The sequence below is a fragment of the Bacteroides sp. AF25-5LB genome, from assembly GCF_003602965.1.
GTDB classification, from domain to species: domain Bacteria; phylum Bacteroidota; class Bacteroidia; order Bacteroidales; family Bacteroidaceae; genus Bacteroides; species Bacteroides uniformis.
Genome location: NZ_QTMC01000001.1, coordinates 149,867 through 176,843 on the forward strand (window position 1 = coordinate 149,867; position 26,977 = coordinate 176,843).

The 26,977-nt window shown below is 46.7% G+C and carries 20 protein-coding genes; 2 read left to right on the forward strand and 18 right to left on the reverse strand.

Features of this window, described 5'->3' with window-relative positions:
• Window positions 1-53 precede the first annotated feature (53 nt).
• From glmM to DWY57_RS00720, 8 genes are all read right to left on the reverse strand, one after another.
• Entirely contained in the window at window positions 54-1,442 is a 1,389-nt protein-coding gene (gene glmM / locus DWY57_RS00680) for a phosphoglucosamine mutase (protein ID WP_119961185.1), read from the reverse strand.
• Between the two features lie 25 nt (window positions 1,443-1,467).
• The gene (locus DWY57_RS00685; protein ID WP_117600851.1) at window positions 1,468-2,070 is read right to left on the reverse strand and encodes a DUF4827 domain-containing protein; all 603 of its coding nucleotides are present in this window, start codon (window positions 2,068-2,070) and stop codon (window positions 1,468-1,470) included.
• Between the two features lie 103 nt (window positions 2,071-2,173).
• On the reverse strand, window positions 2,174-3,211 hold the full coding sequence (locus DWY57_RS00690) for a bifunctional oligoribonuclease/PAP phosphatase NrnA (RefSeq protein ID WP_117600850.1): 1,038 nt from the start codon (window positions 3,209-3,211) through the stop codon (window positions 2,174-2,176).
• A gap of 86 nt (window positions 3,212-3,297) precedes the next feature.
• Window positions 3,298-5,334 (reverse strand): ComEC/Rec2 family competence protein, encoded by a 2,037-nt coding sequence (locus tag DWY57_RS00695; RefSeq protein ID WP_119961186.1) that lies wholly within the window; start codon window positions 5,332-5,334, stop codon window positions 3,298-3,300.
• Window positions 5,335-5,392: 58 nt separating this feature from the next.
• The gene (gene rpe, locus DWY57_RS00700) at window positions 5,393-6,043 is read right to left on the reverse strand and encodes a ribulose-phosphate 3-epimerase (protein WP_005830060.1); all 651 of its coding nucleotides are present in this window, start codon (window positions 6,041-6,043) and stop codon (window positions 5,393-5,395) included.
• Window positions 6,044-6,308: 265 nt separating this feature from the next.
• Window positions 6,309-7,280 (reverse strand): methionyl-tRNA formyltransferase, encoded by a 972-nt coding sequence (gene fmt, locus DWY57_RS00710; RefSeq protein WP_117600848.1) that lies wholly within the window; start codon window positions 7,278-7,280, stop codon window positions 6,309-6,311.
• Between the two features lie 143 nt (window positions 7,281-7,423).
• Complete coding sequence (locus DWY57_RS00715) at window positions 7,424-9,214, reverse strand: chloride channel protein (RefSeq protein ID WP_117965238.1); 1,791 nt, start codon at window positions 9,212-9,214, stop codon at window positions 7,424-7,426.
• Window positions 9,215-9,223: 9 nt separating this feature from the next.
• Entirely contained in the window at window positions 9,224-9,787 is a 564-nt protein-coding gene (locus DWY57_RS00720) for an L-threonylcarbamoyladenylate synthase (RefSeq protein WP_005830050.1), read from the reverse strand.
• 80 nt (window positions 9,788-9,867) lie between these two features.
• On the opposite strand from DWY57_RS00720, the gene DWY57_RS00725 reads away from it, so the two are divergent.
• Window positions 9,868-10,302 carry a thioesterase family protein gene (locus DWY57_RS00725; protein ID WP_117600845.1) on the forward strand — a complete coding sequence of 145 codons (435 nt, stop codon included), beginning with the start codon at window positions 9,868-9,870 and terminating at the stop codon, window positions 10,300-10,302.
• 67 nt (window positions 10,303-10,369) lie between these two features.
• Complete coding sequence (locus DWY57_RS00730; protein ID WP_117965236.1) at window positions 10,370-11,542, forward strand: DNA-binding transcriptional regulator; 1,173 nt, start codon at window positions 10,370-10,372, stop codon at window positions 11,540-11,542.
• Between the two features lies 1 nt (window position 11,543).
• Here DWY57_RS00730 and DWY57_RS00735 read toward each other — a convergent pair whose 3' ends face one another.
• From DWY57_RS00735 to DWY57_RS00780, 10 genes are all read right to left on the reverse strand, one after another.
• Complete coding sequence (locus tag DWY57_RS00735) at window positions 11,544-12,992, reverse strand: PA14 domain-containing protein (protein WP_117600843.1); 1,449 nt, start codon at window positions 12,990-12,992, stop codon at window positions 11,544-11,546.
• Window positions 12,993-13,004: 12 nt separating this feature from the next.
• Entirely contained in the window at window positions 13,005-15,326 is a 2,322-nt protein-coding gene (locus DWY57_RS00740) for a glycoside hydrolase family 20 protein (RefSeq protein ID WP_117600842.1), read from the reverse strand.
• Window positions 15,323-16,774 (reverse strand): glycoside hydrolase family 125 protein, encoded by a 1,452-nt coding sequence (locus DWY57_RS00745; RefSeq protein ID WP_117600841.1) that lies wholly within the window; start codon window positions 16,772-16,774, stop codon window positions 15,323-15,325. The genes DWY57_RS00740 and DWY57_RS00745 overlap by 4 nt, the downstream gene beginning before the upstream one ends.
• A gap of 14 nt (window positions 16,775-16,788) precedes the next feature.
• Complete coding sequence (locus DWY57_RS00750; protein ID WP_117600840.1) at window positions 16,789-18,393, reverse strand: trehalase family glycosidase; 1,605 nt, start codon at window positions 18,391-18,393, stop codon at window positions 16,789-16,791.
• A 19-nt stretch (window positions 18,394-18,412) separates the two neighbouring features.
• Window positions 18,413-19,555 carry an alkaline phosphatase gene (locus tag DWY57_RS00755; RefSeq protein WP_119961188.1) on the reverse strand — a complete coding sequence of 381 codons (1,143 nt, stop codon included), beginning with the start codon at window positions 19,553-19,555 and terminating at the stop codon, window positions 18,413-18,415.
• Between the two features lie 122 nt (window positions 19,556-19,677).
• Window positions 19,678-20,547 (reverse strand): endonuclease/exonuclease/phosphatase family protein, encoded by an 870-nt coding sequence (locus DWY57_RS00760; RefSeq protein WP_119961189.1) that lies wholly within the window; start codon window positions 20,545-20,547, stop codon window positions 19,678-19,680.
• A gap of 17 nt (window positions 20,548-20,564) precedes the next feature.
• Window positions 20,565-23,495 carry a GH92 family glycosyl hydrolase gene (locus DWY57_RS00765; RefSeq protein ID WP_117600837.1) on the reverse strand — a complete coding sequence of 977 codons (2,931 nt, stop codon included), beginning with the start codon at window positions 23,493-23,495 and terminating at the stop codon, window positions 20,565-20,567.
• 224 nt (window positions 23,496-23,719) lie between these two features.
• Window positions 23,720-24,529, reverse strand: a complete 810-nt coding sequence (locus tag DWY57_RS00770; protein WP_117600836.1) for a hypothetical protein — start codon at window positions 24,527-24,529, stop codon at window positions 23,720-23,722.
• Between the two features lie 12 nt (window positions 24,530-24,541).
• A complete protein-coding gene (locus DWY57_RS00775) occupies window positions 24,542-25,363 on the reverse strand; it encodes an endonuclease/exonuclease/phosphatase family protein (RefSeq protein WP_117600835.1) in 822 nt (273 codons plus the stop codon).
• Window positions 25,364-25,383: 20 nt separating this feature from the next.
• Window positions 25,384-26,973: a RagB/SusD family nutrient uptake outer membrane protein gene (locus DWY57_RS00780; protein ID WP_117600834.1), complete on the reverse strand. Its 1,590-nt coding sequence runs from the start codon at window positions 26,971-26,973 to the stop codon at window positions 25,384-25,386.
• Window positions 26,974-26,977 lie beyond the last annotated feature (4 nt).

A 26,977-nucleotide genomic window follows, 5' to 3' on the forward strand; every position in this document is an offset into this window, starting at 1 on the left:
AGTCCCACTCTCCAAAAGAAAAGTGGGACATATAACAGTCATTACAATCAGTCTTATTTTGCCAGGTCTTCAATCACCTTCATAATCTGCTGACCGATTTCCTCGGCAGCTTCTGGTGTACCGGCCTCACTATAAACGCGGATAATCGGTTCCGTATTGCTTTTACGCAGATGAACCCATTTGTCGGGGAAGTCAATCTTCACACCGTCTATATCATTGATTTCTTCATTCTTATACAGCTCCTTCACCTTGGCAAGAATAGCATCTACATCTGTTTCAGGAGTCAAGTCTACACGATTCTTTGCCATGAAGTATGCAGGATAGGATGCACGGAGTTCGCTCACCTTCTTGCCTTCGTGTGCCAGATGGCTCAAGAACAAGGCAATACCTACCAAGGCATCACGTCCATAGTGGCTGGCCGGATAAATTACCCCACCGTTTCCTTCGCCACCGATAACGGCACCTACCTCCTTCATTTTGGTAGTTACATTCACTTCACCTACGGCGGAAGCGTAATATCCTTGCCCATACTTGCGAGTTACATCGCGCAAGGCACGGGTCGAACTCAAATTGGATACCGTATTGCCCGGAGTATGTTTCAATACGTAGTCGGCAACAGTAACCAGTGTATATTCTTCACCGTACATCTTGCCGTCTTCGCAAATCATTGCCAGGCGGTCTACATCAGGGTCTACAACAAATGCAACATCTGCCTTCCCTCCTTTCATCAGGTTCATGATGTCACCCAAGTTCTTTTCCAGAGGCTCGGGATTATGCTGGAAGTTACCGGTCGGTTCGCAATAGAGCTTCTCTACGTGCTGAACACCAAGTTGTTCAAGTAGTTGCGGCAGAATAATACCACCTACAGAGTTTACACAATCGATGGCTACACGGAAGTTTGCCTTTCGGATAGCTTCCACGTCTACAAGGTCAAGCGCCAATACGCTGTCGATATGTTTCTGGTTGTAGCTTAAATCCTGACGGTACGAGCCGAGTTGGTCCACTTCGGCATAATCGAATTCTTCGGCAGCTGCAATGCGGAGTACTTCCTGACCTTCGGCAGCGTTCAGAAATTCGCCCTTTTCATTCAACAGTTTCAACGCATTCCACTGCTTGGGATTGTGTGAGGCAGTCAGGATAATACCTCCACTGGCACCTTCCATGGTTACAGCCAGCTCGGTAGTCGGAGTAGAAGCCAAATCAATGTCCACTACATCCCAGCCCATACCCATCAAGGTACCGACTACTACGTTCTTGACCATCTCGCCAGAGATGCGGGCATCACGCCCTACCACGATTTTGTTACTTTTTACAGTACACGTCTTACGAATCAGGGTAGCATAAGCTGAAGTGAACTTCACAATGTCGAGCGGATTCAATCCCTTGCCGGCACCACCGCCAATGGTTCCGCGGATTCCAGAAATAGATTTGATTAGAGTCATAGGTTAATGATTTAAAATTTATAGGTTAGTTCCAAATTTGGAATTTATGTATATCGTAATAATAAGGATACACTTGTTGCATGGCAGTCTGTTGCCCCATCTTAGATGGTACAATCAGTTTCACATGCGCCCCATCACGTACATAATTCAAAGCGACCAACCAACCGGCAGGCACGGACGATCCATAATATGCAAGCATATATCCTTGTGTAAAAAGTCCGGCTATAGATGAAGAAGTAACCGTATATCTGAATTCATCCACAACTGTCGGATTATTCAAATTAGATGAAGTCACCGCCTTTTCTATCAATCCATATTCTTCATAACGCACCAAAACCAAATCATTCGGTTTAACTGTATCTGCAGGATTCGTCGAACCTTTATCCACAATCTGCATATACACCCCGCTTGCCAGCTGCACATACTCATTCCTGCTTACATCCGTTGTCGAATCTTGCGCATAGAATTCACTTTGAGAAATAACGACAATACTACTGTCTTTGATAAACGCTTTGATGGCATCTTTTTCTTCCTCAAGCATTTCGGCATAAGTTTTAGAATTATCGCATGCCTGGAAGGCTAAACAAACTGCAAGTAAGGCAAAAAAGAATAAAGTAAGTTTCTTCATTTCTGTTATTTAGTAATTTCGTACAAAAGTATCTGATTTCCTTGAAAGTTGAAAGCTGCGGATAGAAAGTTCGTAACTTTTAACCTTTACAACTGAACTTTTTTTATCCTTTGGCATTCAGCAGCGGTTTGTATTTCTCCAAAGCCTGCTCAAAGACCTTGCGGGCCTCATCCATCGTTCCATAAAATTCACCGCCGGAAGCATTCAAATGACCACCGCCGCCAAAGAACTCGGCAGCCAGCTGATTGCAAGGGAACGTACCGACCGAACGTAAAGAAATCTTTATCATCGGCTTCTCCGTATCTTCACGCAGGAAACAAGAGAAAATCACCCCTTTGATGCTCAAAGGAATGTTCACAAACCCTTCACTATCTCCACGCACATAGTCAAATTGGCTTTGTTCGGCTTTAGTCAAGGAAATTAAGGCTGCATGATAGTCCGGATAGACCTTCATTTGTGACAAGACATATCCCATCAGGCGCAGACGGCTTTCTGAATAAGTATTGAACACTCTGCGGTAAATCTCGTCCTTATCAATACCTTTCGACAACAGTTCGCTGATGATGAAATAGATTTCCCGATTATTGGAATTATAGGTGAACCCGCCGGTATCGGTCATCATGCCCGTATAGATACATTCCGCACCTTCCCTTGAAATGTCACTGAAATAGCCCATACGGCAAATCAGGCGGAAAACCAGTTCCGAAGTGGAAGATATCTCCGGATGGGAGATGATAATCTTGCAGAAATCCTCTGGATGGAGATGATGGTCTATCAGTATTTTTCTTGCCGGGGATGCAAGAACAGCGTCACCCATGGCATCTATACGATGGATAGCATTAAAATCCAGACAACAAATGACATCCGCCTCGGCAATCAGCTTGTCGGCAAACTCCTTGTAGCGGTCGTACAGAAGGATGTCCTTGCTCCCGGGCATCCATTTCAAGAAGTCGGGGAAAGCGTTCGGCACAATAACATTCGCCGTCTTTCCCTGCGAACTGAAGAAGTGCCACAAGCCCAGAGAAGAGCCGATGGCGTCCCCGTCGGGACCTACATGTGAAACGATTACTATCTTGTCTGCACGGTCAAACCATTTGGTGAAATGGTCTATCTTGGATTGTTCTATTACTTTGGTCAACATATTTTTATTTACTATTTGACGATTGACTATTTACTATTTGGCGTTTATAACAAATTGAAGGGGCAAAAGTACGAAAAGTTTGTGATTTATAACAATATGCGGTAAGAACCTTTTTGAGAAAGAAGAAGATAGGGAATACCTAAGCGAACGCAATTATTGGCAATCTTATTCTGATAATAGTCTGAAAGAGAAGCGTCAAGTACCACCATCCCTATGGAAAAGAGCGAAGTAAGTTCCTCTATCCCACCTTGATACCCCTTGGAGACATACAGATAATCAACTAAAAGGGGACGGGAAGAGTTCTTGTTTCTCCAACGGTTGTCGGAAAGAAGACAGATGCACTTACCGGCATAAGAGACAATCTGGTTGCGCATGGATAAGCCGGGAGTTATATAATCTCCGGTAACCAGTCGGGGAGTCTCCAGATGCAGGCGGTTCCAATGCGGAGAAAGGGCACGGCACAAACGCGGCATATCCGGCAAGCTATCGGTACATGCCAACCAAGAATGACGGTTGTCTGCCATACAATGGACAACGGGACAACCTCTCACGCTATAAAAAGCAATCCCCTGCCGGGGAGCATTGGACATGATGGAAAGGGAATGCCAGGAAACCACTGCCAACAATGCCAGCAACGCAAAGCAGACTCTACGTACCGTAAGGCGTAGAAAGCCATAATATGCCATCCCCAAGAACAGATAGACGAGCAGAACGCCCCATATATCCAACCAAATATTATCGACAGCAGCGCCGGGAAGATGCTCTATCCAGCGAAGCACTTCATTCTGGACATGTACCAATGCCTCTACTACCCTTGCAAACAGATGTTGTACAAAAGGCAGCGGCGTAAGCATCAACAGAAAGACCGCCGAATACAGAACGAGTGACACCATGGGAATTACCCAAAGATTAGTCAACAGAAAATGAGTGGAAAAACGGGAGAAATAGACAATGACCAAAGGGGCCGTACCCAGCTGAGCTGCCACAGACACTGTCATAAGTCCCCACAAATATCGCAGGAAACAATTGTCAACCTTCCAAAGGGCATACAACTTAGGCTGTACAAGTACAATAGCTGTAACCGCCGAGAATGACAACTGAAAACCGACATCAAACAACCAGGCCGGCTTGCACAGCAGCATCAGGAAAGCAGTTGCCGCCAGCGTATTCAGAGTCAGCGGCTTTTCCGGCTGCAAACCGGCAAACGCCAACAAAGAGAACATGACAACCGACCGCACCACCGAGGAGGACAATCCCGTGAAAAAAGCAAAACTCACCAAGAAAAGGACCAGAAGCAAAAGCAACAAAGGTTTCAACCGCCGCCATCGCCTCCACAAAGGACGAAGCACAAACAAGAGCAAAGCATACAGAAAACCTATGTGCAACCCCGAAAGTGCCAGTACATGGCTGGCTCCCGAAACGGAGTAGGTCTCCACAATATCATCACTCAGTTCCTCTTTATCCCCCACCGTCAACGCAGAAAGCACTGCCAATTCATCAGCTTCAAAGCCCAAACTCCGGTATAAGCCAACCACTTTCGCCCTATAATCCAGTGCCACCTGGCTGACAGTGCGAGAGGCATTATGCCCCGTCTTCCGCCAATGTCCGTCAGCCACGTAGGCCGTGCCGCTATAGCCTTTCCGCCTCAGGTAGCGAGCATAGTCAAACTCGTCGGGATTATCATTGTTTGCCGGAGGAACAAGCCGGGTAGATACCAGCAACTCATCACCACTGCGCAAAGTGGCCGTAGCAGAATCTTTCGGAAAATAAGCCAGAAAAAGATGATTCCGGGGGCAACCCGTAACTGCATCCTGCTCTACCTCTCCCAGCAGGACAACCCTGCACAATATGCTGCGCTCCCTCTCTTCGGGATGCTCGCGGATACAAACCCTATAAACAGCAGGTTTGCCCGAAAAGGGAAATGCCGTCTTTCCCTGCTGCCAATTCATCAAGCAGAGCCCCGTACCACCCAAGAAAAGGTATACCGCCGCTCCATACACCCATCCGGTATGCTTGTATCTGCCTATGATAAAAAGAAAAAGCAGAAAACCTGCCACATACTCCCATGCAGAAAGCACGTGTGGAAACGCATCTCCACACAAAATACCAACTACCAACGGCATCAACAGTCGAAGGAAAGGATGCCGTTGCCAGCTGTCGATTATCAATCCAGAAGACGGATTACAGATTCCTTAATGCACGGATGGCCTCCTTCGGATCGGGAGCTGAGAAAACGGCATTGCCTGCCACCAGTACATCTGCTCCAGCTTCTACCAGACGCGAACCGGTTTCCAAGTTTACGCCACCATCCACTTCTATCAAGGCCTGCGAACCAGTAACCGTAATCAATTCACGCAACTCGCGCACTTTATCAAGAGAATGCTCTATGAACTTTTGTCCGCCGAAGCCAGGATTTACGCTCATGATCAGCACCATGTATACATCATTAATAATATCCTTCAACAAGGACACGGGAGTTGCCGGATTAATCGTTACTGCCGGCTGCATCCCTGCTTCGCGAATTTGCTGCACCACGCGGTGCAGATGCGGACAAGCCTCATAATGCACATTCATGACATGGGCTCCCAGAGCCTTCACCTCCGGAATAAACTTCTCCGGCTGTACAATCATCAGATGCACATCCAAAGGTTTCTGCGACAGTTTTGCCACATACTTCAGTACCGGGAATCCGAAAGAAATATTGGGGACAAACACACCGTCCATGATGTCGATATGTACCCACTCTGCCTCACTTTCGTTAATCATTTCAATGTCCCGTGCCAGATAACCGAAATCGGCAGAGAGAATAGAAGGGGATATGATTGGTTTCATAATGCTGTATTCTAAAGTTTACGAACTTTGTGATGTACAAATATAGATAAAAGATTTAAGTCGGCCTAACATTGGAAGTCAAAACTCTCACTGCAAACTTACTGCATACCTTTTGCAGCGTCACTGCAAACGTGTTGCAGTGCTACTGCAAAGCAGTTGCAGTCACACTGCATATTAGTTGCAGCAACACTGCAAAGCGGTTTGCAGTGACGCTGCAAAACAAATGCAGTAGTTTTGCAGTAGGAAGTTGATGAATGACAATCAGTTATTTCATCACACATTCTTCCGTCAACCGGAAGCCGCGCAGCAGTTCATCCGTCTTCAGTCTCTTCTTGCCCGGAAGCTGGAGGGAGCGGATGCCGACAAAGCCATCTTCGGCAGCAACGCGGATATAGTTTTTCCCGTCTGTCTGCAAGGTTCCGGGAGCCAGTTGATGGGATTCCCCTATCTTCTCCGTCTCGAAGATTTTTACTACAATAGATTCTCCACTGGGCTGGACCAACTCCGTCCAAGCGGCAGGATAGGGAGAAAGGCCGCGTACAAAATCGTAAATACGCTTCACCGGACGGTTCCAGTCAATACGACAAGTATCTTTGAAGATTTTCGGTGCCGGACGCAGTTCACCCACTACGGCCATTTCTTCTTGAGGAATACTTTTCACCGTACCGGCAAGAATGGCATCAACAGTCTCTACCACCAGGCGACCGCCCAACAGCATCAGTTTGTCGTGAACGATACCCACATTGTCCGTATCGGCAATGGGTATCCGTACCTGCTGAATAACCTCACCGGTATCAATCTCATGTTTCAGGAAGAAAGTGGTGATGCCCGTTTCCGTATCACCATTAATCACCGCCCAGTTGATGGGGGCTGCGCCGCGATACTGCGGAAGCAGGGAAGCATGCAGGTTGAAGGTGCCCAATCGCGGCATGTTCCATACCACCTCCGGCAACATGCGGAAAGCAACGACTATCTGCAAATCGGCCTTCCATGCACGCAACGCCTCCACAAAAGCCTCATCCTTCAACTTCTCCGGCTGAAGAAGCGGAAGATTATGTTCCAGTGCATACTGTTTCACCGGAGAGAATTGGAGCTTATGCCCCCGTCCGGCAGGCTTGTCCGGCATCGTAATGACACCCACCACATTGTAACCTCTTTCTACCAGACAACGAAGAGCCTCCACCGCAAAATCGGGAGTACCCATATATACAATCCTCAAATTCTTCTTTTCCACCATTTCATTTACAATTTACTCCATTTACTATTTACCATGTACCATGTACAATTTGCGAGGCTACTCATGTACTATTTACCATGTACAATGTACACAGCACTCCGAATGGCAAATTGTACATTGTAAATGGTAAATTGTACATGTCCTCAGTCCTCTGAAAAATGTACCAACACTTCACGATACGAGTTGAATATCTTCGACTTGGACACGAATCCCAAGTATTTGTTTTCCGCATCCACCACCGGCAGATTCCACGCCTTCGTATCATCAAAGGTACGCATCACCTGCTCCATACTGTCCGTATCATACAGACGTGCCGGAGCCGAAGTCATCAGTTTTCCCACTGTAAAGCGATGATATAACTCCTGACGGAACATAATGTTCCGGATATCGTCCAACAAAACAATACCAATCAGTACTCCTTCCTTATCGGCCACGGGAAAGACATTACGATGCGAAGCAGAAATGGCCTTTACCAGTTCACCCAAATCCATTTCGGGATGCACGGTCACAAAATCCTTTTCCACCACATTCTCCATCTTCATCAGGGTAAGGATGGCCTTGTCCTTATGGTGCGTCAGCAACTCTCCTTTCTTTGCCAAACGCATGGAGTAAATACTGTGAGGTTCGAACATGATAATGGTAAGATAGGAGCTGACGGAAACAATCATCAGCGGCAGGAACAAGTCGTATCCTCCCGTAAGTTCGGCAATGAGAAACACGCCGGTCAGCGGAGCATGCATGACCCCACTCATAACCCCCGCCATTCCCAGTAAGGCAAAATTCTTTTCGGGCAGATAAGCCGTCATCTCTATTTCATTGCTGAAATGTGAAAAGACAAAACCGGCAATACACCCCAAATACAATGAAGGTGCGAAGATACCGCCGCAACCGCCACCGCCATTCGTGGCACTCGAGGCAAAAACCTTGAACAGAATAATCAGTATGAGGTATATCAGCAACAGATTGCCGTGCCCGTAGAAGAAGGAATTATTCATCACCGTGTCCCATTCGGCATTACTCACTCCATTCAGCAATAATTCTATCGTATCGTAACCTTCGCCATACAACGGTGGGAAAAGGAATATCAGGATACTCAGCATGGCACCGCCCATTATCAGCTTCTTATAGGGAGTTCTCAACCTTCCGAACACGCCTTCCACAGAGTTCATGGCGCGGGTGAAATAAAGGGAAACCAATCCACAGAAGACGCCCAACATAATGACATACGGAATACGCTCCAATTCGAAAGCTTGGTCCAAATGGAATTTGAACATGGCGTCCGTACCCGTCACGATATAGGAAACAGTTGCAGCCGTCACCGCGGATATCAGCAACGGCAACAAGGAAGACATTGTCAAATCTATCATCAGTACCTCCAGCGTAAATACCAGACCGGCAATTGGTGCCTTGAAAATGCCTGCAACCGCACCAGCAGCACCACATCCCACCAACAGCATCAGCGTACGATGCTCCATCTTGAATATATTTCCCAGATTAGAACCGATAGCCGAACCCGTCAACACAATAGGCGCCTCCGCCCCGACCGAACCACCGAAACCGATGGTAATGGAACTGGCTATGATGGACGACCAAGTGTTATGTCGTTTGATACGTCCCTGTCGCCGCGAGATGGCATACAAGATTTTCGTAACACCATGACTGATGTCGTCCTTCACCACGTAACGGACAAACAGTCCGGTCAGGAAGATACCCACTACCGGATAAACCAGATAAAGATAGTTGGCCTCCGTCGCATTGAAATTGTCCGTCAGGAAGTTCTGTATCCAGTGTATGATGCCTTTCAGTATCAGTGCGGCGAACGCCGTAAAAATACCCACAAGAAAACTGAGAATCAGTATGAATTGCTTCTCCTTGATATTCTTTTCGCGCCAAATGATGAAGCGCTGCAACAAACTCCTCTTATCCTCTGCCATTTTTTCCTTTTATTCGCGAATAATCTTGATGACTCCGCCCTTGCCCAACTTAATGATGCTGGACGGTTTCGGGCGTCCCGTTTCCTCTTGGCGGTATCCTACTATATAATCTACCGCAGACTTGATGTCTTCACTTATTTCACTGAAGTTGCCGGGAGACGGTTGCCCGCTGACATTGGCAGAAGTAGAGACTATCGCCTTACGGAACTGCTGGCAAAGCCGCTTTGAAAATGCCTCACTGGTGACGCGGATACCCACACTACCATCTTCGGCAAGCAAATTAGGAGCCAGATTACGCGCTCCGGAATAAATTATGGTAAGAGGCTTGTCAGCCAGTTCTATCAAATCCCAGGCAACCTCTGGAACATCCTGCACATAGAAATCCACCTTTACCGGGGAATCTACCAATACCAGCATCGCCTTACTGTCAGAGCGTTGCTTGATTTCATATACACGGCGCACCGCTTCTTCATTGGTAGCATCACAACCTATGCCCCAAATCGTATCTGTCGGATACAAAATTACCCCGCCTTCGCTCATCACCTGGCAGGCTTTTTTAATGTCTTCTATCATTTCTTGATATATAAGTTCACGGATTAACATGCAAAAATAGTATTTTTGCAGCGATTATAAACAAAGTTTAAGAGAAAACAATGGAAGAAATTCAATTTAACCACACCCTGCCCATACAACTACGCTTCAATGACGTCGACAAATTCGGCCATGTAAACAACACTGTTTACTTTTCTTTTTATGATTTAGGAAAAACGGAATATTTCGCTTCCGTATGCCCGGATGTAGATTGGGAAAAGGATGGCATCGTTGTCGTCCATATTGAAGCAAATTTCCTTGCGCAGATTTATGGTTCGGACCATATTGCCGTGCAAACTGCCGTTACTGAAATAGGAACCAAGAGTTTCCATCTGGCACAGCGTGTCATCGATACGGAAACCCAAGAAGTAAAATGCGTTTGTACTTCCGTCATGGTAGCCTTCGACCTCGCCAAACACGAATCCAAACCACTGGAAGAAGAGTGGATTGAAGCAATCTGCAAATATGAGGGAAAAGATTTGAAGAAAAAGAAATAAAATCCTATATTTGTCAATTAAGCTAACATTTGTATAAGTAACAATCTGTTACATTTAGTCAACTGCTATGATTCGATTGATATTATTGACCGATTTTACAGAGTCCTTTTCGTACAATCTGTTAAAGGGGGTATTGGCCTATTCCAAAAGCCATGAACCATGGGTAGTATGCCGTATGCCACCCTCCTACAAAAACAGTCATGGTATAGAAGGAGTCTTGAAATGGGCAAAGACATGGCATGCAGATGCAATCATCGGCAGATTTGACAATGATGACAATGTGGAGCTATTCCGTGAAAACGGGATTATCGCGTTGGCCCAGGATTACAAATCAAGGTTCAGCAATATTCCAAACATCACCGGCGATTACCGCAAGACCGGCAGAATGGCAGCAGAGTTTTTTCTGAGTAAAGGCTTTCAGAACTTCGCATTCTACGGTTATCGCGATACGGTATGGTCACAAGAACGTTGCGAGGGTTTCTATGAATGTATAGCAGCCCAAGGGTTTGGAAACAATTTCTATTCTTATCAAGATCAATCACTTGATGACTTATGGTTTTATGAGGCACCACCTCTGCTCAATTGGTTAAAGTCATTGCCGCAACCTACGGCACTCATGGCTTGCGATGACAATCAAGGTAACCGCATTACGGAAATCTGTAAAGTCAACAATATCAGAGTGCCCGACAAAATAGCAATATTGGGGGTCGACAATGATGAGATTATATGCAATCTTTCAGACCCTCCCCTATCCAGTATCAGCCAAAACATTGTAAGAGGCGGATTTGAGGCAGCCGCCCTCATAGAACATCTATTGAATGATGAGGAGGCCACTTATCGGGACGTAGTGCTCCAACCAGTTAATATCATCAACCGGCTTTCGACCGACTTCTATTCTACCACCGATGCCCATATCCAAACCGCTCTGAAATATATCCATCAGAATATAACGGCTGATATCACTGTATCGGATATAGTGAAACAAGTACCATTATCACGCCGTTTATTGGAGATTCGTTTCAAGCAAGTCACCCAGCAGTCCATCCACAAATATATCTTCAACCTTAGGATGGAACGCTTTGCCCAATTGCTGTTGGCCAGTGATGCTCCGATTGCAGATGTGGCGGAACAAGTCGGAATAAATAACCTGAAGAACTTGTCCCGCCAATTCAAAGCTTTGAAGAAAGTTTCCCCCAATGAATATCGGAAAGAGTACCAGACAAAGAGTTACCAGCGCTGATTTAATCCGGTACAAACAACATGGTATCAGGTAACACGGTTTCCAGAACATTCCGCCCCGAATACCCGACTTCCAATTCCTGGCCCATGTAATCTTCGAAATACAGCAGGTGCAACTCGTGGTACCCTGCTTCGAGAGCGACTTTCCCTTCGGAACGGCGTCCGCTGTGTCCGCCGTCGTTATCAACAATCAACTTACCGTCTATGTATAGTTTAGAACCATCATCGGAAAAAGTATAGAAACGGTATACTCCCCTTTCTGGAATTTTCACCAACGTACGGAAATCATAAGCAAAATGATCAGGGACGGCTGCTTCTTCAATCGAGAAATTCTTCATCACCCCTTCCTTCACTTTATTACAGGCGGCAATATCGGCAACACGTTTACATTTGCCTTCATAATAGGTATATGCCACACCCTGCTTCTTGGGAGAAGTTCCCGTAGCCGGCAAATAAGCCATACTCTGCTCCTCATCCGAATTCAGACCTGAAGGGTAATAGTAGGCAGCCTCCCTTCCCGAAGGAGTGGAAATCCATGTGTCAAATTTGAATTGGTCTTCGTACAGTTCAATGATACGGGCTCCTCTCGTCAACTCTCCATACGCATCCGCACCGGTCACCCGTCCGTATCCCAATGCAACACCTTTATCTATTCCTATAAAATCGTTATCATGGTCATGCCCTACAAATACTCCCATTACATCCCTCATGTCAAGGAAGGAAGCAAACATACCGGAATTGATGTTAGCGGAGGCAACTCCACCTTCTTTATCATTGCCATAAGTTTTCCCGTCACCTCTGATTTCGTTGTATTCAATCAGCGGAATATGGAAAAAGGCCAAAGCAGGAACGGGATTACCACCGTTCTTCTCCGCAAAGTGTTTACTTTGCTTTCTGTACCATTCTATTTGGTCGAAATGAATCCAGTCGTAAGCACCATAGATTTTATTAGGCTGATAGTCGTTGGAATCCATGCAATAGAGCAATGCCTCTACCTGGTCCTTCTTCTCCGGACTATAAATAGAAATCACACAATTACCACATCCCATAATATCTTCAGGGCCTTTTGCCCCCACATAGTAGGGAGACTTCAAGAGGAAATCATAGATTTCATTGCGCGTCAAATATTCTGCATCATGGTTTCCCATCATCACCACAAAAGGCATCTTAGCTTCATTGAAAATATCCACTACACTTTTCCATCCATCCATAGCAGGGTCATCGGTCACCACATCCCCACTCAGTATAGCAATGTCCGGATGTTCGGCTGCCAGGACAGCACGGATAGTAGCTGCCGTTTCGGCACACTTTGCAGAACCCGGCATCCAGTGCAAATCTGTAAATTGTGCTACTACAAACTTGCCATTCTTAAAAAAGAATTGCTTCTGCGCAAAAGCCGTTACCGACATACAGCCCAATAGTACAATTAAAAAAACAGCTATTTTCTTCATAATTTCTTGAGATTAATATATTTCTATTTCATCTATTGCCAACTCACTCTGCAACCCTTCATGAAAATATCCTTTCGGGCACAAGCCACCACTCAATAATTCCAAGCGGACAAATGCAGCTTCCGTTTCGGCAAATGAAAGAGATACCGGGAAGCGGGTACCTTCCGTCAAGGTAAAATCATAAGTCAGCCGTTTAGTGCCCACCGGAATAAAAGTCTGACCATCCATTGAAACAGAGACACCCATCGCTCTTGCCGGCCATATCCCATTTACCGGCCTCCATAAAGAAGAAAAGGCAACTTCCTTGACTTTTTGAGGTTTCTTCAGTTCCACTACAATCTGTACAGTATCCTGGTAGAAGCTAATCCAGCGACGCATGTCGCGGGCATAGCCACATCGTCCATCAGTTAGTCCGAAGCCTTTATTCAAGTGCTCCCATCCTGCTTCAGGATTACAAGTATAGTCACATCCGGTTGCCTTGTTTACAGCAAAACTCTTGCGGGTCACTTTCCCTAGCGGCTTACCGTCTCTGTAAACTGCCGAATAAACAGTTGCATCCTCGTCCAACGGTATCGGAGTCCCATAAAGGGAAGATGAAGTGTTGACCGTTGAATCATTTACGGCATAGTAAATATCGGCATCCGGACAGAAGGTGTTCAAAGTCACCTCATAAGTCTGCTGCGACTTGTTCCACGCACCAGTCTGATTGACTTCATAGAAGTTGCGGCAAGCATTCACTCCGCAATAATCCAATCGTTCAAACTCCTTATCCAGCCTACGGGCAAACGACTCGAAGTCCTTATGTTCCGGCTGTGTCCATTGCACCTCTGACATAGCCAGCAAACGGGGGAAAGCCATATATTCAAAATACTCGGGAGTCTGTATGTACTCTCCCCAGATATTGGCTTGTACACCTATTATATAAGCTTGTTCTTCCGGAGTCAGTTCTGCAGGAAGCGGGTTATAATTGTACACCGTATCCAATGGAAGGAAACCGCCGATAGCCAACGGAGCGAATTCCGGACTTTCCTGGTAGTAATCCAAATAACACTTTTTGCCGGGTGTCATAATGACTTTATGCCGTTGGCGAGCCGCTTCGATACCTCCTTTCTCGCCACGCCATGACATGACGGTAGCATTAGGGGCAAGCCCTCCTTCCAGAATCTCATCCCACCCGATGATGTCACGCCCTTTACTGTTCACAAATTGCTCAATCCGATGGATAAACCAACTTTGCAGAGCTTCTTCGTTGGGCAGACCTTCCCGCTTCATCAAATGCTGGCAATGGGCACACTTCTTCCATGCTTTCTTGGGACACTCATCTCCACCAATGTGGATATAATGGCTGGGGAAGAGTTCCATAACTTCGGTCAGCACATTTTGTAAGAATTCAAATGTATGCTCTTTGGAACAATAGACCTCATCAAAAACATCAAAATAATCACGCACCACATAAGTCTTTCCCAATCCGCAAGAAAGTTCCGGATAGGAAGCCAGTGCTGCGGATGCATGCCCCGGCATTTCTATTTCGGGAATGACCGTAATGAAACGGTCGGATGCATACTTCACAATTTCCTTTATTTCTTCCTGCGTATAATAACCTCTCTTTTCTTTTCCATCGTAACGCCGTGGAAAATAATAATCAGAGTGTCCTATCTGAGTCTGTTTACGATAAGAACCTATTTCAGTCAGTTTCGGGTATTTCTTTATTTCTATTCTCCATCCTTGGTCATCTGTCAGATGAAAATGGAATTTATTCAATTTATAGAATGCCATCAAATCAAGAAACTTCAGCACTTCCTCTTTGGGCAGAAAATTACGTCCTACATCCATCATAGCCCCACGATGAGGGAAACGGGGAGCATCCGTAATGCTGACAGCAGGAATCCTAATCTTTCCTTCGTATTTCCGGTCACCATCATAAATGGCTGCCGGCATGAGCTGCAGCAAAGACTGGACACCATAAAAAAATCCTGCGGCAGTTTCATTGGAAGATATATTTATCCTATCGGAAGAAACCTCCAATGTATAGGCCTCATTGGGCAAGGAATTATCTATAGATAAGCAAATATCGGCCTTTCCCGTTTCCGAAATACCCTTCAGCGTTACAGAAGTGTTTTTCAACGCATCCTCCAAATAATGAAAAACTTTCATCGCGGCTTCCCCGGAAGGGACAGCCACTGTTTTTTCCCCTTGCAGGACATACACTCCCTGCATTGGAGCAAGTTCATTCGGCATGGGTATAATACCATAGTTTGCCGCTACATCATCAGCCACTCTCCCACAAGAGAGAAAAATGAATGACATAGCCAGTAACCAATATCTTATCTTCATAGTATTTGGGATAATAAGTTGGGATATTCCTTGATTGTCTTCAATATCAGTTCACCGAACAAAGTATTTGTCCAGGCAAACCAGGAACGAGTAAAGTCCGCGGCATCCTCCGAATGGAAAGACTCATGCATAAAGCCCGTCCCTCCGTCCGTATCACGAAGTTGCTTCAGACAAGCACGTATTTCTTCGGAATCATCCGTTGTAAAAGCCTTCATAATGATGCTCATCGGCCAGATATAATTCAATCCCACATGAGGACCTCCTACCCCTTCGCCGGCTTTTCCTTTAAAGAAATAAGGATTATTGTCACTCCATATCATTTTGCGGGTACTCTGGTAAATCGCATCTTTAAAAGAACAATAACCCAGATAAGGCGCAGCCAGCAAACTGGGTACATTGGCATCGTCCATACAAAGCGCGTTACCAAAACCGTCGACCTCAAAAGCATAAATACGTCCACAAACCGGATGATTGAAAGTACCATACCTGCGGATAGCTGCATCCACTTCATCTGCCAGTGCTATACATTTGCCAGAGAAGTCCTTGTTTCCATAAACTTTATCCTCTATCTCGGCCAATTGGCGCAATGACACAACTGCAAACATATTAGAAGGAATCAGAAAACCGTATTGTGTAGCATCATCTGACGGACGGAAAGAAGAAACGATTAAGCCGACCGGCTTTACCGGTGCTCCCCATCCGTTGTTAATCTGCGAATCTGTAGGGCGGTCGCAATCGCGCGTAAAGCTATAAGGTCCTAAGCCTTGTTTCCTCTGTTGCTCTTTAAAGGTCTTGACCACCAGCAGCATCGCTTTATGCCAATTTTCATCGAACACAGACGTGTCTTCCGTGTATTGCCAATAATGATAGGCCAAACGAATGGGATAGCACAAAGAATCTATCTCCCATTTGCGTTCATGCAGTTCCTTAACCATATGTTGTGTATGGTCGGTTTCCCAATAGCTGCCCAACGGCCCGTCGTTGAAGGCATTGGCATACGGGTCTATCAAGATACATTCAGTCTGTCTGTTGACAAGTCCTGCCACCATCAGCTGCAAGTCCCTATCTTTCTTCATCAACGGCAGATAGGGCCATACTTGCGCTGAAGAGTCGCGCAGCCACATGGCATCTATATCACCTGTAATGACGAAAGTATCCGGTCTGCCATTCTTCACTCTATATCTGACAGTAGTGTCAAGCGTATTGGGAAAACAGTTCTCGAACATCCAGCGCAACTTCTCGTCCTTTATTTTAGGCTTTGCTTCTTCAATGGCAGCATCTACTGCCTTCGAAATGAAGCTCCTTTTGCTTGCAGAAGGACGCAACGAAACATATCTCTGGCTCAAAGTCCCGGATGAAGATAACACGGAAGCGGGCTGAAAGGTCATTGCAGCCAAGGCAAGCCCGCCAGTCTTCAGAAATTGGCGTCTTGACATATTGTTTTTCATGATTGATGTCTTCTTTAATAGGTATGCTTACCGGATGTCACATTTATCTTTTTCTCTTTTCCACCATAGAGTACACACAGTTCAAAATCGATATTGGAATCTACTGTAATACGAGGTTCATCACTTGCCGAACGGCGTGCCTCAGCTTTTAAGGAAATAAGCCCTTCGGGACCAAAAGGATAACGTTCTATGCCGTTAGTCTCCGTCAAATTCATATCCCAGATAATCTGCTTTTTGGCATAATCTCCCCGAATACCGATAATAAATTCTATCAATTCGGCAATAGGAGGAAGTCCTGCCCAACCTACAAAATTATCCCTTGCCATAAATCCCGGCTCAGCACTTTCCGGAGCATAATATTCCCAAAAAGTTCCAGTCTTCTTATAGACCTCAAACACTTGAGCATAATGATTCAAACAAATCTCCCGTGCCAGTTTACCATAACCTTTCTGCACAAGTCCCTGCATCACCATGTAATTAGTTCCCGGCCATACGCCACCCTGCCAATAACGGCCATTCTCCTTGTATTTGGGATTATCGGCAGACAAAGAAGGAATACGGTGTTTCCGGTTGAATGTGGCAGGATTATCCAATTCCTTCACCATACGGTCCAACTGTACAGAATCCAATACATCAGTAAACAGAGCCCAATAGGCACCTATTCCCTTGGTTGTACAGAGAGTACCGTCAGCATATTGGTCATAAAGGAAACCGGTCTTTTCATCCCAAAGATTGTCATGGATATATTTTCCCAGCATTTTGGCTTCGTCTTCAAACTCTTCTATCTCTTGCCAACGTTCCAGATAAAAGCCCATCTCAAGTAGTAAATTGGCAGTAAATAATTGCTGTAGGTTTGTATCCAACCAAATCATATGCCCGTGACTGTAGATAGGGCTGTATTCCGACGGAACACGGGGCATATTATCCATGCCGGTTCCCCATCCGCTTGACCAGTAGGTTCCATTTCTCCAAGTATGGTTCAATTTCAACCACTTATAATAAGCACAAAGTACCGGAAATATCTTGTGCAGGCGTTCTGTATCACCAAACTGATGGAAATAGACCATCTCACACCAAGGCATCAAATTCGGTCCGGTACTCACCGGATCATAGCGTTCAAAGCAATCGGCACCATCTGCCTTTATTTCACGGCAAATGAAACCGTCGGGATGCTGCTTGGCGTAAAAGTTGTTCAGCGTATTCTGGAAAGGAAAGAAACGGGTACCATAGCGGGCAAACATCAGAATGAAAGAGGAATCCCACATAAAGATATTACCATTATAAGCTGTATCCAAATAGCTTGAGACAAAACCCGAGCCTGCTTGAGGAGCACGAATATTACCGATAGCTATTTCCCATGCCTTCCAATACATTTCAAGTTCCTTGTCATGTCCACCCCAAATGGGATTGGGAAGAATCTGCCGGGCTTCTTCGAAGCTTTTCGGCACAATCGTCTCAGGTTTTGCCACACGATATTCGTTTTCAGTGACCAACGGTTCTTTCACATAAGTATTCTTGTAGGGCAGACGATACTTCTCATCGTTGCCACAGCTCTGGGCATTGAGCGACGAACCCACCGAGAGCGACAACAGACCTGCCAATAAAACATGTTTCAGCATGGGAAATAGAGTTATTTGGTTATAATTTAAGCAACTTCTTTATTTTATCAAAGATGGTCGTATTCTCATAGATTCCGGTAAATTCTTCCGCTCCGGGACCAAAAGCATATACAGGCACCATCACACCGCTATGGCTGCCGGTGGAAAACTTGCAGACAATCTTGCCTTGTTTCAAATCGCCGTCCACAAGCGTAAGTCCTCCGGTTTCATGGTCGGCCGTCACTACAACCAGCGTTTCGCCGTCCTTAGCAGCCCATTCATAGATAGCTCCGATGGTACGGTCAAAGTCGTGCGTTTCCTGCATCAGCAAGTCCAGGTCGTTGAAATGTCCGTAATCATCCAGCTGCGAGCCCTCTATCATCATGAAGAACCCTTTCTTGTTCTGATTCAGTAATTCGATACCTTTCAAGGATGCACGCGCCAAGAGGTCGCCACGCTCTGCCGGAAGAGGTGTATCCTTTGGATAAGGCACTGCGAACACCTTGCCACTCCCTATAGCCGCCAGTTCGTCCCAAGTGCGGGGTGTCTGGAAACCCTTCGTACGCAGTTCTTCAAACAAATTGCGTCCGTCCTTCCGGTTCTCGAAGTATTGTGCACCGCCGCCAAACACATAGTCGACCTTGCAATCCACATATCCCGTCACCACATCCTCTTCTGCATCCCTGTCCTTGTTGTGACAGCAGAAGTCGGCAGGAGTAGCATCCCATAGGCGGCAGGTCACTGCCAGACCCGTTGATTTTCCTTTTTCCGAAGCCAAATCAATCAGAGATTTCAAAGGTCGTCCTTCCGTATCCACTCCCACATAGTGGTAATTGGTCTTTTGTCCGGTGGCAATCGCCGTTCCTCCGGCACCGGAGTCCGTAATCAGCTTGTCGGCACAATAAGTCTTAGACAAACCCACCGCCTGGCAGTTGTCCAGGAAAAGCTTTCCCCTGTTTGCGGTCCATGCCGAATAAACGTGCATCAAGCTCATTCCGTCGCCAATCATTAGGATGACGTTCTTCACCTTCTTGCCTTGCGGAGGCGTTATTTTGGTCACTTCATACGGTTGTTCCAACACGTAGGTCTGTTCTTTGTCACGACGGCTTTGTGCCGATGTTCCAACGGGCAGCAACACGATTGCCAAAAGTGCCCATACACTTATCTTTACTATTCTTTTCATCTTTCTATTTTTTATTTTTCACCACAAATTACACAGATTGACACAAATTCTTCTCTTAATTCATAATTCAAAAAAACTCTGTAGAACTCTGTGTCCTCTGTGGTGAATTACGACATATCATTTCATTCTACCGTCACCAGCACCGGAGCATGGTCCGACAAGAAAGCCCCGTTTTCCATCTCGGCCAACACACCATATTTCAGCACTTTCCATCCGTTGCCCACAAACACATAATCTATCAGTGAACGACGTTCGTAGGGAATGCTGCCGAAATCGTGGAAACTCCATGCAGGTCCATATACTACGGGCGACACCGTGCGTGCATCCGTCAGATGTCCCGGATCTTCCGGGTTGGTGATATGCTTGATGACATCCGACTCCGGTGTAGAGTTAAAGTCTCCGGTCAGCACCACCGGCATCCCGTTACCCAATTCTTTCACTTTATTCAAGATAAGGCTGATTCCCTCGCGGCGTGCCACAACGCCCACATGATCCAAGTGCGTGTTCATGGCCAGGCACTCCTTGTCCGAAACCTTGTCTTTCAATTTCGCCCATGAGGCAACACGTTCACAAGCACCGTCCCAACCTTTGGAACCTGCCACTTCGGGCGTTTCGCTCAGCCAGAATGTGCCGGAATCAAGTACCTCAAAACGCTCTTTCTTATACCAGAGCGCGCTATATTCTCCTTTTTCCTTACCATCTATGCGACCCACACCTATCACTCCATAATCCGGAAGGCGCTGCTGCAAGTCCTGCAACTGGTTGTGCAGCACCTCCTGCATGCCCACAATGTCCGCATCATAAAAGCGGATGGCATTGGCCGCACGGTCTTTCCTGTACCGCCAATTGTTCAGGCTGTCTTCTGGATTGTCATACCTTATATTGAAAGACATCACATTCATAGTAGATTCCTGCACGGCAGGCTTGTCCTGTTTCTCCTGTCCGCACGATACGAGCAGAAGCGGGAAAAGTAATAAAGCTATTTTCTTCATGGTTATCTGTTTTTTGACTATTTCACATACAATGCAGAAGCAGGAATAGGTGACAGCTCCTGTGCCGAAGGAAGTTTCCAGCCCCAACCCAGCTCTTCTCCTTCGTAATCCTCAAAGTAATACAGCTTGTAAGCATGGAATCCTTTCTTCAGTGCCACAGTCCCCGTAGCAGGAATAGCGGCGTGCGAACCATCGTTATTCACCACCATCTCATCATCAATGTACAATACGCTGCCATCGTCCGAACGAGTCATAAAGGTGTAGATTCCATCTTCGGGCACCTCTATCAAACCGGAGAAGATATAGCCGAAGTGGTCTTCCTGACGTGCCTCCTTGATGGAAGGTTCTGCCATGATACCGATATCAAGCAACGGACTCTTCTCTATATCCGCCACCTTCCGGTAAGTACCCTCGAAATATTTGTAGGATGTGCCGTTCCGCACAGGACAGACTGCAAGTGCAGGTTTCATCTCAGCCTTGGTGGCCATGATGGAGAGTGTATGGCTTGGGCAGAATCCGTCCTTGAATCCTTTTGCCTTTATGGGAGTAGTCTGGTCCAGTTCCAGCGGCTTTTCATAGAGCGGTGACAGTTCTGTAGGTTCGCTTCCATCCAGCGTATATCTCACTTCTGCTCCTGCCGTTACCGTGGCCAGTGCCACCGTTATCTTATCCATAAACAGATTCAGGTCTTTGTCAACGTATGGGACAGACACCACATGCTCCTTAGTATAAGAGTAAAGCGCCGACTCTTCCGAAACTCCACGGCTCTTGTCCGGCTTGTCTGTCAGCGTAAAACGCAATTCGCCCCCTTCCATCAGCTGTTCATAGGTAATGAAGTTACCCTCTATGGCTTCTCCATTCAGTTCTACCTTGTTTATGTAGATATTCTTTTCCGGATTGTTGGCAAGCACAGACAATGTCTTTCCGTTGGCCAGCCTTATCACCGCCTTATCAAACAGCGGCGTGGTCAGTGCAAATTCATTGCTACCGGGACACACGGAATAGAAGCCCAGACTTGAAAGGATATACCATGCCGACATCTGCCCGCAATCTTCGTTACCGATGATGCCTTCGGGAGTGGGTGCATACATCTCACGCAGCAACCGGCGTGTCAGTTCCTGGGTTTTCCAAGGCTGACCGACATAGTCATACAGATAAGCGATATGATGGCTCGGCTCATTGCCATGCACATACTGACCTATCAAGCCGGTGATGTCCGAAAGTTCCCCTTCCAGCTTCAAGTCCGAAGAGAATATGGAATCGAGTGCCACTACAAAATCATCCTTGCCGCCAAACAACTGCATCATGCCGTTCACATCATGCGGCACAAAGAAACGATATTGCCAGGCAGTGGCCTCCGTATAGGCACGTCCCACCTCCAACGGCTTGAACGGTGCTTCCCAGTTGCCATCCATCCGTTTGGGACGGAAAAACTTGGTAGCCCCATCAAACACATTCACATAGTTTTGCGAACGTGCAATGAATGTCTTGCAAATATCTTCTTTCTCCATCTCTTGCGCCATGCGGGCTATGCACCAGTCATCGTAGGCAAATTCCAGCAGGCAAGAGATAGATTCCCGCTTGATGTTCGAGGGGATGAAACCGTTCCGCACATAGCAGTCCGCCCCTTTTTCGTTCTTCTCGGCAGAGGCTACCATTGCTTCCAGCGCTTTCTCGGCATCAAACCCACGGATGCCTTTCAGATAAGCATCTGCTATGACAGAAGCGGAGTGATAGCCTATCATCGTCCCCGTCTCTCCGGCAGAAAGAGGCCAGATGGGAAGTTCGCCCGAAGCATCATAAATATCCAGGAAAGAGTTCACCATGTCATTCACCAATCCGGCATCGAGTAGTGTCATCAGCGGATTCCAAGCACGGAAAGTGTCCCACAAGGAGAAAGTGGAGTAATGCTTCCTGCCCTCGGGCATCCTGCCTGTCGTCATGTCGTGACGGCGATACTCACCATTCACATCGCTCACCACATTGGGCACCACCATCGAATGATACAAAGCCGTATAGAAAATCTTCCTGTCGTCCGCATTGCCGCCTTCTACCACAATGGCAGAGAGCGCCTGTTCCCAAGCAGTACGAGCAGCACTGCGCACGGTATCGAAATCGAAATCCGCCACTTCGAATTCCAAATTTTCACGTGCATTCTTTTCGCTGACAACGGACAGCCCGACTTTTGCCACCAAGGGTTCTCCGTCGCTGTTGTCAAAAGCCAAGCAAGCCTGCAAGTGGGTACCGGTCAATTTTGCCTGTGTAGCAACCGGTTTCCGTTCCTGCACAAAGTCCACCGTCTTAAAAGGTTTAGAGAATTGCGCCACAAAATAGACATACTGGTTATCCGTCCATCCCCTAGTGCGGCGCATACCGGCAATCTCATAGTCGGACGTCTGTTCCAGTGTAGCTTCATAGATATGTTCGTTATCGAGCAGATGTGCCAAGTCGATGATGACAGCCGCTTCCTTTCCAGCGGGGAATGTGTAGCGGTGCACACCGGCATGGGCGGTTGCCGTCAGTTCCACCTTTATACCTTCTTCTTTCAGCACGACGGAATAATATCCGGCGGAAGCCTCCTCTTCTTTATGGCTGAAAGCCGCAGGAAGACAAAGCGTTTCGGCCGTCAAGTCCGGCTTTTGTGTAGTGGGGCGAAACAGGACGTCGCCCAAGTCAATGCAGCCGGTGCCGCTAAGGTGGGTATGCGAAAATCCCTTCAAAGTGCTGTCGTCATAGTGGTACCCCGCACAGGCATCCCAGTTTCCGGCACGCGTGTCGGGACTCAGTTGCACTGCCCCGAAAGGCACAGTCGCCCCCGGATAGGTATGTCCGTGGAAGCCGGTACCGATGAACGGGTCTACGCAATCAACAGGCTGTTTCACATCGGACGAACAAGCCCCACACACTACACCGACCAAAACGGCATACAGAAGTTCTTTCAAATTCATTGAGATGAATGTTTTTCAAGTTATTGTTTACGATGTTTTCCTACTCTTACAGACACAAAAGTACATAAAAAGCATGAGTTTTTTACACCGCCATAATAAAGAAATCATTTTTTCTTCAGAGGAAAGATAACAAAACCTTCCCATATAACAAAATTCTGCAAGAGCCGATATGCCACGCACACCAACCCTTGCAGATCAGACCAATGGCAATGAGGTCTATTTTATCATTCCACACCCGGTTCAATGGCCAGACAATAATCTTTCACATTGCCGGACACTGAATTTGTGGTAGTCTCACGAAGAACCCACGATTTGTCTGCAACCATAAAGATAGCATATTCTCCGGCTGCAATATCAGCTTGGCTAAACTTTACGTTGCTGATGGACTCTGCAACCCTCTTCAAGTCCTCCACAAGATTGCTTTTCACAGTACCAATCAACACACCATTGTGCCTGCTGTCCACAACGGTTCCCAGTGCCGATTTTGCAGCATTTATCTGCTCTTTAGAGCTAAAACGTGCCGTAGCGAAAGGCACCAATATGTCCTTCTGGTTCTCCTTCACCATACTCTTGCACATAATGCTGATAAACTTGATGAAGCAATCGTTACTCACCTTGAATCCTTCTTCAGCATTGTTCTTGTGATTGTACAAGATAAGAGAGCCTTCCGTAGCAATGCCATTTCCATTCTTAACAACCTTATTCAATGCATAACCGGGAAAACGGCTGGTGGCAAAAGAGATATGAGTGGCCATATTGCTGCCACCGCTTACGTCCACACGGTCTATCACACCAATGGAACAATCCTCGCCCAACGCGTTGATATGATTGACAATCGCATCGGTTTCCCCAATGTTGGCGTCATTCAGTGCCGACAAAAAGTGAACTTCCACGCTTCTGGTTTTGTTCCAATCGGAGTTAGCGTTCTCTTCCTGCTTGATATTGCCCACTCCAAGGTCCTCTGCGATACAGGAGCCTGCCAGTACTGAGCAGAATCCTAGTGCGGCGAATGTATATAATATATTCTTTTTCATATCGTTATCGTATTACTTTTTAAGTTCAACCTCAACTATTACCGGATCATGGTCAGAAAGCTTTCCTGCATCCACAAACTTTTCACTAATTTTATTCCAACCGCCTTTGGAAGCAAAGATATAATCTACCCAATGGTTCCCCATTTGGTCAAATTCAGTTCCAATAAGCTCTATGGGCGAAGCACCGGGATAAACGTTCAAGTCACCGGCCAGAAGAGCAGGCACCTTGGTATCGTTCAAGAATGCAATCAATGCTTCCGCCTGTTCCTGCTGTCCTCCGGTATGGTCGAAGTGAGTGGCAACCACAGCAATGATGTCGCCCGAAGGCAACGCCACCTCGGCAATCACGGCACCACGCTGGTCAGAAGAACCTGCCGGACGGGGAAGCTGCATTGTACGAGAAGCGATAATAGGGTATCTGCTCAAAATGGCGTTACCATAAAGCTCGTTCATGCAATAGGTATAGTTCTCTTCGGGGTTTTGTCCCTGCTTGTTATTCAGGTTATAAGAATAGCCATAGATGGCAAACATACCCAACTTATCGGCAATTTCCTGCACTTTATCTATATATTTTCCATCTCTCATCTGGCGGGAACTTCTGTTCTCCACCTCATTGAGTATGATAAAGTCCGCATTTTCATCTTTCAAGAAGTCGGAATAAGGAGTCACATCAAAAGAGTTACGCTCCCCCCATTTATCCTCCTGTTCGAAGGACAAGACATTGAAAGTAATCACTTTAAACCGGTTGTCCTGCGCCTTGGCTTTGGAGAAAAATCCCCCAAAGACCATCACGAAGAGCACCAATATGATATAAGGATAAAATCTCGTATTCATTTTATTGATTTATTTAAACATTAATAAACATTCTGCTTCAAGTTCTTGCTGTTTGCCACCTCTTTGGCAGGAATCGGGAACACATGGTTTACATTCGGATTGAATGTACGTGCAGGCCAGATTTCAACCTCCTGCACATTAAATGAGCCGTCAGGGTTAGTAGTGGTCTTCACCCCATGCAACGGCTTGGCATAAGCTTCCTGTGCATCGTGCCATCTCACGAGGTCAAGGTGGCGACTGGGTTGGAACTCAAATGCAAGTTCACAACGGCGTTCGTTCTTCAATTGCACCTTGGTGGCTTGGCTGTTTTCAGGCAATCCGGCACGCTTGCGAATCTGATTCAGCAGAGACTTGGCCTCGGAATCACCTTCGCCGTTCTTCCAGATAAGAGCTTCTGCCTTCATCAACAGAATGTCGGCATAACGGATAAGGCAAGTGCCCAGCACGTTGCTGGCATTGTTCATATTGGAGTTCACTTTTTTTCCTATACAGTCGGCGTTTTCCCAAGGAGACATGAATTTTCTCCAGGTCAAGCCTGACGTGCTTGATGTAGCCCATGAGCCTACCGCCCATGTAACATCCTGCCCCACAAACTGGATATGGTCGCCCGGATAAAGGATAGTAGCGTCACGGCGCTCGTCACCTGCTTCGTAAGCGTTGTAAAGCTCAAGCGTAGGCTGGAAGTACCCCCACGTATTATACAATCCCCAGCCACCGTTCTCAAACGACATGCCATGGAATTTAGGACCTTCCACTGCATTACCCAGCAACGAGAAGATGTATTCTTCGCAGAAGTTGTTCTCTTCGCGCCACAGACGGGCAAAGTCGGGATAGAGGCCACGTTTATCCGCGCCTGTCATACCCATCACCTTGTCACACATCTCGATAACCGTGTCGTAATACTTAGCATCGAACTGCGAAGCGTAAAGTGCCGCACGAGCTGCAAATGCCCAGCATGCAGCCTTGTGAGGACGACCATAGTCTTCGTTGGCCATTTCGGACAAATAGGGAAGCAAATCGGCGGCAGCGCGCATGTCTTCTATAATCATGTCATAGTTGGCAAGCACCGAAGTCGGACGCGGTTGGTCTATTTCGGCAGTCGGCGTTTTTTCCGTTACGATAGGAATACCGCCGTTCACACCGTTATCGCCATACCAAGGAGCCAGCCACAAATAGCTGAAACCGCGGTAGAAGCGTGCCTGACCGATGGCGCGGTTCTTTACACTCCCGGAGATGGACATGTCGGGCACATTGCGCAACACATCGTTGGCACGGGCAATGATGCGGTACATCCACGGCCAATTGTCTTTTTGGTCGCGACCGTTTTCCGGGGTCATTTGGAAATCCTTAATGGCCTGTGCCTCACTCTGTGAACGACCGGTCACCATGTTGTCACTACAATTCTCAAACCACATGAATCCGCGGCCCGTCACTCCTTCTTGGTAGGTGAACTCATGGAAAGCATTCAACGCCTTTTCCACATCTTCTTCCGTTTTCCAGAAATTGGTACTGCCCTCCAGTCCATAAGGGTCGAATTCCAGGAAATCACTGCAGGCGGCCAATGAAAAGCCCAGCAAGAGCGACAATGCTATAGTTTTATATTTTTTCATTTCA

What these genes read in the sequence shown, in the direction of transcription:
- glmM (WP_119961185.1), bottom strand. Translation starts at nt 1,442, where the DNA reads ATGACTCTAATCAAATCTATTTCTGGAATCCGCGGAACCATTGGCGGT.
- DWY57_RS00685 (WP_117600851.1), bottom strand. Translation starts at nt 2,070, where the DNA reads ATGAAGAAACTTACTTTATTCTTTTTTGCCTTACTTGCAGTTTGTTTA.
- DWY57_RS00690 (WP_117600850.1), bottom strand. Translation starts at nt 3,211, where the DNA reads ATGTTGACCAAAGTAATAGAACAATCCAAGATAGACCATTTCACCAAA.
- DWY57_RS00695 (WP_119961186.1), bottom strand. Translation starts at nt 5,334, where the DNA reads ATGCCGTTGGTAGTTGGTATTTTGTGTGGAGATGCGTTTCCACACGTG.
- rpe (WP_005830060.1), bottom strand. Translation starts at nt 6,043, where the DNA reads ATGAAACCAATCATATCCCCTTCTATTCTCTCTGCCGATTTCGGTTAT.
- fmt (WP_117600848.1), bottom strand. Translation starts at nt 7,280, where the DNA reads ATGGTGGAAAAGAAGAATTTGAGGATTGTATATATGGGTACTCCCGAT.
- DWY57_RS00715 (WP_117965238.1), bottom strand. Translation starts at nt 9,214, where the DNA reads ATGGCAGAGGATAAGAGGAGTTTGTTGCAGCGCTTCATCATTTGGCGC.
- DWY57_RS00720 (WP_005830050.1), bottom strand. Translation starts at nt 9,787, where the DNA reads ATGATAGAAGACATTAAAAAAGCCTGCCAGGTGATGAGCGAAGGCGGG.
- DWY57_RS00725 (WP_117600845.1), top strand. Translation starts at nt 9,868, where the DNA reads ATGGAAGAAATTCAATTTAACCACACCCTGCCCATACAACTACGCTTC.
- DWY57_RS00730 (WP_117965236.1), top strand. Translation starts at nt 10,370, where the DNA reads ATGATTCGATTGATATTATTGACCGATTTTACAGAGTCCTTTTCGTAC.
- DWY57_RS00735 (WP_117600843.1), bottom strand. Translation starts at nt 12,992, where the DNA reads ATGAAGAAAATAGCTGTTTTTTTAATTGTACTATTGGGCTGTATGTCG.
- DWY57_RS00740 (WP_117600842.1), bottom strand. Translation starts at nt 15,326, where the DNA reads ATGAAGATAAGATATTGGTTACTGGCTATGTCATTCATTTTTCTCTCT.
- DWY57_RS00745 (WP_117600841.1), bottom strand. Translation starts at nt 16,774, where the DNA reads ATGAAAAACAATATGTCAAGACGCCAATTTCTGAAGACTGGCGGGCTT.
- DWY57_RS00750 (WP_117600840.1), bottom strand. Translation starts at nt 18,393, where the DNA reads ATGCTGAAACATGTTTTATTGGCAGGTCTGTTGTCGCTCTCGGTGGGT.
- DWY57_RS00755 (WP_119961188.1), bottom strand. Translation starts at nt 19,555, where the DNA reads ATGAAAAGAATAGTAAAGATAAGTGTATGGGCACTTTTGGCAATCGTG.
- DWY57_RS00760 (WP_119961189.1), bottom strand. Translation starts at nt 20,547, where the DNA reads ATGAAGAAAATAGCTTTATTACTTTTCCCGCTTCTGCTCGTATCGTGC.
- DWY57_RS00765 (WP_117600837.1), bottom strand. Translation starts at nt 23,495, where the DNA reads ATGAATTTGAAAGAACTTCTGTATGCCGTTTTGGTCGGTGTAGTGTGT.
- DWY57_RS00770 (WP_117600836.1), bottom strand. Translation starts at nt 24,529, where the DNA reads ATGAAAAAGAATATATTATATACATTCGCCGCACTAGGATTCTGCTCA.
- DWY57_RS00775 (WP_117600835.1), bottom strand. Translation starts at nt 25,363, where the DNA reads ATGAATACGAGATTTTATCCTTATATCATATTGGTGCTCTTCGTGATG.
- DWY57_RS00780 (WP_117600834.1), bottom strand. Translation starts at nt 26,973, where the DNA reads ATGAAAAAATATAAAACTATAGCATTGTCGCTCTTGCTGGGCTTTTCA.